This is a genomic window from Cellulosilyticum sp. (assembly GCF_982396655.1).
This window is the reverse complement of record NZ_CEVXFV010000091.1, coordinates 1-7,641: the sequence shown is the minus strand read 5'-3', so window position 1 is coordinate 7,641 and position 7,641 is coordinate 1. Positions and strand designations below refer to the sequence as shown.

The 7,641-nt window shown below is 32.0% G+C and carries 6 protein-coding genes and 4 pseudogenes; 5 read left to right on the top strand and 5 right to left on the bottom strand.

Translation table 11 applies throughout. From position 1 onward, the window contains the following. Positions 1-60: 60 nt before the first annotated feature. The 4 genes and pseudogenes from AC1VAQ_RS20450 to AC1VAQ_RS20435 all read left to right on the top strand — a co-directional run. Positions 61-795: pseudogene (locus AC1VAQ_RS20450) on the top strand (IS1595 family transposase); the annotation flags it as partial. 149 nt (positions 796-944) lie between these two features. Beyond that, the gene (locus AC1VAQ_RS20445) at positions 945-1,142 is read left to right on the top strand and encodes a hypothetical protein (RefSeq protein ID WP_479904476.1); all 198 of its coding nucleotides are present in this window, start codon (positions 945-947) and stop codon (positions 1,140-1,142) included. A 151-nt stretch (positions 1,143-1,293) separates the two neighbouring features. Continuing rightward, positions 1,294-1,986, top strand: coding sequence for a M12 family metallo-peptidase (locus AC1VAQ_RS20440; RefSeq protein WP_479904475.1), 693 nt, complete (start codon positions 1,294-1,296; stop codon positions 1,984-1,986). Between the two features lie 121 nt (positions 1,987-2,107). Beyond that, positions 2,108-3,724, top strand: coding sequence for a hypothetical protein (locus tag AC1VAQ_RS20435; RefSeq protein ID WP_479904474.1), 1,617 nt, complete (start codon positions 2,108-2,110; stop codon positions 3,722-3,724). A gap of 104 nt (positions 3,725-3,828) precedes the next feature. Here AC1VAQ_RS20435 and AC1VAQ_RS20430 read toward each other — a convergent pair. The 4 genes and pseudogenes from AC1VAQ_RS20430 to tnpA all read right to left on the bottom strand — a co-directional run. After that, positions 3,829-4,011: pseudogene (locus tag AC1VAQ_RS20430) on the bottom strand (IS982 family transposase); the annotation flags it as partial. A gap of 316 nt (positions 4,012-4,327) precedes the next feature. Beyond that, positions 4,328-5,538, bottom strand: a pseudogene (locus AC1VAQ_RS20425) (IS256 family transposase). A gap of 79 nt (positions 5,539-5,617) precedes the next feature. Further along, entirely contained in the window at positions 5,618-5,992 is a 375-nt protein-coding gene (tnpB, locus tag AC1VAQ_RS20420; RefSeq protein ID WP_479904473.1) for an IS66 family insertion sequence element accessory protein TnpB, read from the bottom strand. After that, positions 5,986-6,237: pseudogene (tnpA, locus tag AC1VAQ_RS20415) on the bottom strand (IS66 family insertion sequence element accessory protein TnpA); the annotation flags it as partial. The gene tnpB and the pseudogene tnpA, both read right to left, overlap by 7 nt. 589 nt (positions 6,238-6,826) lie before the next feature. Between tnpA and AC1VAQ_RS20410 the strand changes: the two are divergent. After that, positions 6,827-7,045 carry a hypothetical protein gene (locus AC1VAQ_RS20410; RefSeq protein WP_479904472.1) on the top strand — a complete coding sequence of 73 codons (219 nt, stop codon included), beginning with the start codon at positions 6,827-6,829 and terminating at the stop codon, positions 7,043-7,045. A gap of 103 nt (positions 7,046-7,148) precedes the next feature. Here AC1VAQ_RS20410 and AC1VAQ_RS20405 read toward each other — a convergent pair whose 3' ends face one another. Beyond that, positions 7,149-7,436 carry a spore photoproduct lyase family protein gene (locus AC1VAQ_RS20405; RefSeq protein WP_330697593.1) on the bottom strand — a complete coding sequence of 96 codons (288 nt, stop codon included), beginning with the start codon at positions 7,434-7,436 and terminating at the stop codon, positions 7,149-7,151. Between the last annotated feature and the right edge of the window lie 205 nt (positions 7,437-7,641).

The window sequence follows — 7,641 nt, the reverse complement described above, 5'->3', positions numbered from 1 at the left end:
TAGTGTGATAAGTAGGCTATAAGTTGCTGAACGTGGCGGAGCCACTTTTTTATAGGCGTGCTTGAAATGACGCTTACCATGATTGCTAGTTATAGTATTCGCAAAAGTGCGGCTATAATAGGGGGATGTGTTAAAACAGCCTTCTATATGCGTCATAAATTACTTGATTGCATCAGAGCATATATTGGTACTGGAACGGTTGAAGGTATCGTTGAATTAGATGAAACCTCCGTTGCCTTGTCATATAAAGGGACTCATAAGAAAAGTGGCTTTGTTATGCCACGCCCAAGTCGTCATAGAGGTGGCGAAGTTAAGAAAAGAGGTATTAGTTCTGAACAAGTCTGCATTGCTTATGCTATTGATAGAAACGGAAACATCATCTTAGAGCCTATATGTACAGGTAGAATTAGTCACGAGGACTTAGAACGCCTATTTAGGGGGCATATCACTGATGATGCAATTATATGCACAGATAGTCATAAATCATATATTCAGTTTGCTAAGGATCTTAATCTAAACCATAAGCGAATCATGCGAGGACATTATAAGAATGGCATCTATCATATTAATCATGTCAATTCGTTGCATAGTCGTTTTAAAAATTGGATACGTAGATTTAAAGGTATTTCAACTAAATATCTCATTAATTATCTCTATTTCTTTAAGACGTTAGGATATTTCAAAGATGACCAAGAAGTGGCTAAGAACAGAAATTGGTTAATCTATGGAGTAACTAGTTTCTCTGATACACGTATTATTAACTTTAGAGAACGTAAAGTCACATTTAATAGATAGACATGAGTTATATTTCTTGCATGTCAAAGGTATATTAAGACATAGTTTTTAAAAGGTATAAGAAATCTAAAATTAAGAATTTGTTTAGGAGGTTTAAGTTTGTTGAAATGATGTAAATTTTAGATTTTACATAACAAGGAGAGAAGAATATGGAATTAACAAAATTAGATATTTTAAAATTTATGGAACGTGAGATAAATAGATTAGGGTTTGATGAAAATGTTAGTGACATCATGAAGCTAGAGGTTGCTCAAATGATAAAAAAAGGTGAAGTAACAGAAAATACAAGTGCAGATCATAAACTATTTGAAAAACTCCACAAAGGAGCTATGCAAGAGTTGAAATAACACTGTTAAATTAATAAGCTAATTTTCGTCTAACAGAGCCTAGATTTAAAAAATATATATTCATAAGCATTATTGTTGAACAATTTATAAAATATTGACATATTAAAAAACATTGTATTCTAAAAAAATAAACATTGAAAGGAAGTAGAAAATGAATAAAAAGTTATCAAAAATCGCTCTAGGATTAATACTAGCAACGAGTATGGCAATACCTACTTGTGCAGAAGCTCCAATTGAGTACAGTGTAAGTACTATTAATGCACGTACAAGAAGTACATATGATGTAGGAGAACCTGTTTGGGAAGACTCGGTAACTTCTAGAGCAGCAACTATTAGTGTAAGTGTTACATCTCCTTGTGATCAAAGATATAGGAGTCAATATAGCGATTATGAGTATGCCGCTAATAAAGTAGTTGAAAGAGCGGACGACTATATTTACAAAAAATTTGGAATTGACTTTACTTCTGTTGCACAACCAATATGGACATCTTCAGGAGGTAATCCAACAGAGATGGTAGAGGATGCACGCATAAAATTTGGCCTAACATATAATGGAAATAAAACAGCAGATTTAATGATGGCATTTTGTGGTACTTTATTTCAGAATTCTTCCGGTCAACTGACACTTGGAATGGGGGCGATTGGTAAACCGTATGCATGTGTCTTTAATGATGGATACAGTCAAAATGCAAAAACTTGTCAGCATGAAGCTGGACACACATATGGTTTATATGATCATACAGGAAGTGGTACTTGTGTTATGAAACAGGGAGGACCTGATGATATTGATACATTATGTACTTCACATGAAACTCAATGGCGTTCCTCTAAAAATAAGTACTAAAATATTAGAATAGAAAGATAGGTAGCGATCATATATGTATTGAACGCTACCTATCTTTAATTATAGGAAGGACAGGATATATGAAAAAAAATATAGATTCCCATTATGTTGCATAGGAATATTGGTAATTATCCTTATTAATGCAGAAATAAAATCAAATATAATAATAGAAGATGCATTGTTTAAGATAAATGGTCAAGTTATTTTAAGTGAAGATTATGATAGAATAAAGGATAATTATAAATATGATGTACATGAAATATTAGAAGGATTAATATTAGAAACAATCGTTTTACAACAAGACAAGGTATATAATATACAAGTAGATAAGCATTATATAGATCATTTAATAGATGAAGCTAAGGAAATGGGAAATATTTATGATAAGATATTAGAGACATATAGTACAGTAGAGGCATACCGTGAGGCATTAGAATATAGATTTATTTATGAAGCAATAAAAGAAGAGGTTCCTGTAAAATATAAGGAGCAGCTTAGTTTCTCTAATGAAATAATTGAAAGGGGAATGAATAGGTTTTTTGAGGAGAATCAGTATAGACAAGAAGACTTTACACAGGATGAATTAAATCAAATTAAAAAAGAATTAAAAGAAAATTATAAAACGGCATTGAGTAATATATATTTTTCTACGTGGAATTATAATAAGGCAAAAGAAGCACATATTGATTATATAAACTATGATGAAGAAAGATTATTAGAGTATAGAGCTTATCATGCGGAAACTAATAGTATAGTAATTGGTAATCAAGTATATCCTTTAGAAGAGACGACAGTAACCAGAGCAGAGAGACGTTTTGGAGGATTACTAGATTTGACAAATGAAAATTTAGGTGATGAGTATAGAATTAATAATTTACAAGAGAGCACCGATAAAGTAAATAGTATAAAAGTTCTTCAAATGCTAATAGAAAAAATCGGTACAAAAGAAGAAGTAAAATGTGAGGTAATTATTAATCCTTTAGCATATAGTGAGATGAGAGTTGAAGGAGTAAATAAAGGACAAGTAAATGGTATGCTAGTAGTTAAGAATAATGGAGAATATTATATTAATGATGATCAGTTATGTATTAGCTATAGATTTTATGATACTAATATGGATGATGCCACTATATTAGATGTGCTACAAAAATTAATTAAATATGGATATACATCTGATTGCATTAGTATAAATGAACTTACAGAAATAATGTTAATAGGTCAAGAACTCACGGCGTCAAAAGTGGAAATGACGCTAGAGGATATTAATAAATACTTAGGCATTTCAATTGAGAATATAAGTGTAGTAGGCGGGTTGAAAGCGTGTGATTATAATACAGAAAATAGATTCTTTGGTATAGATTCTACGGGAGATATTGTAGAGGATAGAATTGTAAATCAATTTTATACAGATTATTATGATGATAATAGTCTAAAACTAATAAATGAAACAGCCGTTCCAAGAGGTTATGATATAAGTTATTCAAAAATCAACTTTTTGAATAAGCATATTTTTGAAGGTCAAAATACATACATTAAGAGTAAAATTAATAACTGTGATGTTATGATAGGGCATAGTAATTTAGAATATGGGGCATATGATGAGATAACACATAAGGCATCAGGAGTATATGATTGGTATATTGCACAATTTGTTTATGAGAATGTATATTATGAAATTAGTTCAAAATGTTTATCTGAAGAAGAAGTCATCAAGATTATCAAATCAGTTATTAAATAATGATATTTTAACGACATGTGCTAATTAACTTCAAATTATAATAAGGATAAATATGGTAAATCTAAAATTTATAATATCTATCTAATAATTAAATAGTAGTTTATTTATCCAAATATTAAATGTTTAATTTGTGCGTTTGCTTCATTACCAAGGCATTTATTTATGAAACATGAAATGTTATGACCTAGGATTTTGGTTTGAAGTCTGGCTTTTAAACCACTAAGCGAATTTGCTAGTACTTTATTAATGTGAAATTGGTCAGCTAACTGAGGAAAGGTAGCTTCAAGGCCGTGTAAATAGTTTTGTGTATTCTCTCTCTAAGGTCTTCACTTAAATAGCTTAGATAAATTTTTTATCCTTAGGTATAAATGATATAACATGTCAATCGATGACATGCTTGTCTTTTAACTACGCGTATAGTTTTACTACATAATGGAAATATTATACACGTTTATTAACAGGATAGGGCAATGCTGAGGAGCAACCTGAGCGGTTATTAAACTTCTATACTGAAGCGGGCAGATTATCTATCCGTTTTTTTATTCAGGTAGAATTTAAAGCGTTAAATCTCTAAGGGTTGGGGACAGCGTCCCAAAGGTTTTCCTAAGCAAGTTGTTCACTAAAGATGATATTTAATTGGTTAATGACTATATCCCATTCTGGATAGATCCTACTCCATCTCTCGGCAATCTTTTGTGTTGCAAGATAAAGCATCTTCAGAAGGCTTTCATCATTCGGGAAGATCAACTTAGTCTTAGTGACCTTTCTATACTGACTATTCAAGCTTTCTATTGCATTAGTTGTATACATGATCTTTCTGATATTAGGCGAAAAACTAAAGAAGGTCGTTAAGTTATCCCAGTTGTCTTCCAAGCTCTTTATAGCATTAGGCAATATTTATTGCCCCATCTTTCTTTTATCCCTATAAGTGCATCTAATGCAACTTCTTCATTGACAGTTGTATAGATTCCTTTAAGATCTGAAACAAAACTTTTTTTATCTTTAAATGAAACATACTTCATGCTCGCTCTGATCTGATGGATCACGCAACGCTGGATCTTAGCAAAAGGAAATGTCGCTCCTATAGCTTCATTAAAGCCTGCAAGCCTGTCAGTACAATAGATTAGGATATTTTTTGCACCTCTATTTTTTAAGTCATTCAGTACACTTAGCCAGAATTTGCTGGTCTCATTAGCTCCAATCCATATCCCCAGTACTTCTTTTTGTCCATCCATATTGACACCAAGGGCAACATATGTAGCCTTGACTATGACCTGTTTATCTTCCCTGACTTTATAGTGGATAGCATCTAAGAACATAAAGCTATACGTTGATTCTAGTGGACGATTTTACCATTCTGTTACTAAGGGCAAAATACAGTTTGTGATATTTGAAACTAGTTCAGCACTAATCTCAACATTATACAATGTTTTGATCTGGTCAGTGATATCTCTAGTAGTCATGCCTGAAGCATATAGCCCTAATATCTTATCTTCAATATCATTGGAAGTACGCTGGTATTTGGGGATAATCTGTGGTTCAAATTCACCATTTCTATCCCTAGGAATATCTAGTTCTAGCTCACCCATTGCAGTCTTGCTGGTCTTTTTTGAATGACCATTTCGGCTGTTAGTAACCTGCTTTTCTGAAATATCATGTTTAGCATATCCTAAAGCTGTATCCATTTCAGCTTCAAGTGCTTCTTGAAGGACATCCTTAAATAAATCCTTGATGCCTTCAAGGACATCTGAAGCACTTGAAAAGTGATTTTCATTAACATAGTGCCTTAAAATTTCCTTAGAAACATTCGACATAAAACTCTCTTCCTTTAAAGAAATAAATGTTAGATTTTGGTATCTAAGTTATTCCCTTTTATTGGTAGTTTTTGTAGCACTAGAAACAACTATTGGTATGGTTTATTTCAACAGGATGATGCATTTTTTTAGACTCTATTTCTAAGCCTTGCAAAAGCCACTCAATCTGCTGAACACTCACTTCTTTTACTTCATCAGGTGTTCTAGGCCATTGGAACTTTAGATCTTCTAGTAGCTTTTTACTCGCAAGTACAAAACCATTTTTATCATAACGTAATACCTTAATGGCATTCTTTCTCTTGTTGCAAAAGATAAAAGCACAGCTTTCAGAGAATGGGTCCAGTTTAAACTGCATGGTTACAAGTGCAACTAGCTCATCAATTTGCTTTCTAAAATCAGTGGCCTGACAAGCAATATAAATGTGCTCTGTATCTTTTATGAATGTTCCTAACATCGGTTTCGCAGTACATGAATAAACTCTACTGCAAGAGAAATATCATTTTCTGATGAAAGCGTGATTTCAACATTTTTACAGCAAGCTTTAAGAGTAGGCTGCGACAAATCTTTATTTTTAACAACTACCTCAGCAAAAACGGGTACTACTGCAGGTTTACTATCTGATTTAGTGATTAATTTGTGCCAGTAGTAATACTGTCCTTTGCTAAGTTGATTATTGTGACACCATTGTGAAACGGTAAGACCACTAGATTTACACTACTGAATATGTTCTTTCCAGGTTTCTAATTTACTGATATTCATGTGGTAACCCCCTTTTGGGATAGCATGCCACTTATAGTTATTTTACACACCACGTCCTTTTATGAAGCATTTACGATTTAAACTAAGCATAGCTAGCAATAATGAAAATATAAATGACCCACGAAAGAAGTAAGTTGCTATATCGTGGGTCTATTTATATTTAAAAAAGTAGATTTAGAGATTTTGTGAACTCCTTAATGCTATAGACAGGTGTTTTAATATTAAAGGTATTATATATAAAACTAGTTTTCTTCTTAGTGGACTTATCTTCAGTAATATAATATGTAGCATTTGAGGCATTAATCATATGTTCACTATGGGTATAAATATTAGAAAAATGAGTTTTCTTTGTGATGTTTTCTTGGAAGTGAGAGGTTAAATTTTTTTGTAAGTCATATAAATGGGCGAAGGAAAATGGAATATGAAAAATCTCTTTTAAAGTAGAGATATAACTAAAAAATGGAATAAAGAAATATTGTATGAGTATTCGTTTAAAGAAGATTTTATTAAGGACCTATCTGAGGTATCATTGCGTAGAAGGAAAATCATTACACAAATAGTAACAAGATTAACACTAACAGGTGAGCAAGCTAGGCGTAATCAATCAATTTCAGATGAGAGTGTAAGAGGTAGTAGCGATAATGAACGTAGATTTAGAATTACAGATGTTATGAGAATACATTATAAGATGACAGGGGGAGTGATGGGATTTTTGAGGCTTTATGATGAAGGGGAGATGGTTATATAAATAAGTATCTTCTTTTTATTATGAGGAAAATTTAAAAAGGATGCTTAAGCCTTGATAATAATTAAATTACAATTTTCTTCAAAAAATACTTGCATATCTTATCTCAATATTCACATTGCCCCATACAGCCGCTTACTAAGGGAAGCTGATAATGGGCAGAAGGCTTACAGGATTGAAATTTAAGACTCTTTTTAACACCGACAACTAAAGTTTGTTTGCCATGACGATATTGGTCATAAAGATTTTCGCCAGGGATATTGCTTTTGATACGATTGGTAGCAGCTTCAATAATATCTACTTTACCTTGGTCTTTAAAGAGATGATACAAGTTTGTTCCTAAGGGATAGTCCAGAGCACCTTTTTCAAAAATAACACGTTGCGGTACAAACATTATTAATTCCTCCATTTTTGGATAGTTATATATAAAAATAGTTTCTGCAATACTAGTAATAAAATGCAGAAATTTTAGGAGGAGGTGCTTTAATGGAATCTTGTGAGATATAAACTGTCGATAGATTTTACGTTTATAAAGTTTAGTTAGTCATGATTTTTAGTCATGTGAAATCATTGAGAGAAACCTATTTACCTACATGTAT

Excerpts from the sequence above, each read along its gene's own strand:
- AC1VAQ_RS20405 (WP_330697593.1), bottom strand. The coding sequence starts at position 7,436 with ATGTTTGTACCGCAACGTGTTATTTTTGAAAAAGGTGCTCTGGACTAT.
- AC1VAQ_RS20440 (WP_479904475.1), top strand. The coding sequence starts at position 1,294 with ATGAATAAAAAGTTATCAAAAATCGCTCTAGGATTAATACTAGCAACG.
- AC1VAQ_RS20445 (WP_479904476.1), top strand. The coding sequence starts at position 945 with ATGGAATTAACAAAATTAGATATTTTAAAATTTATGGAACGTGAGATA.
- tnpB (WP_479904473.1), bottom strand. The coding sequence starts at position 5,992 with ATGTTAGGAACATTCATAAAAGATACAGAGCACATTTATATTGCTTGT.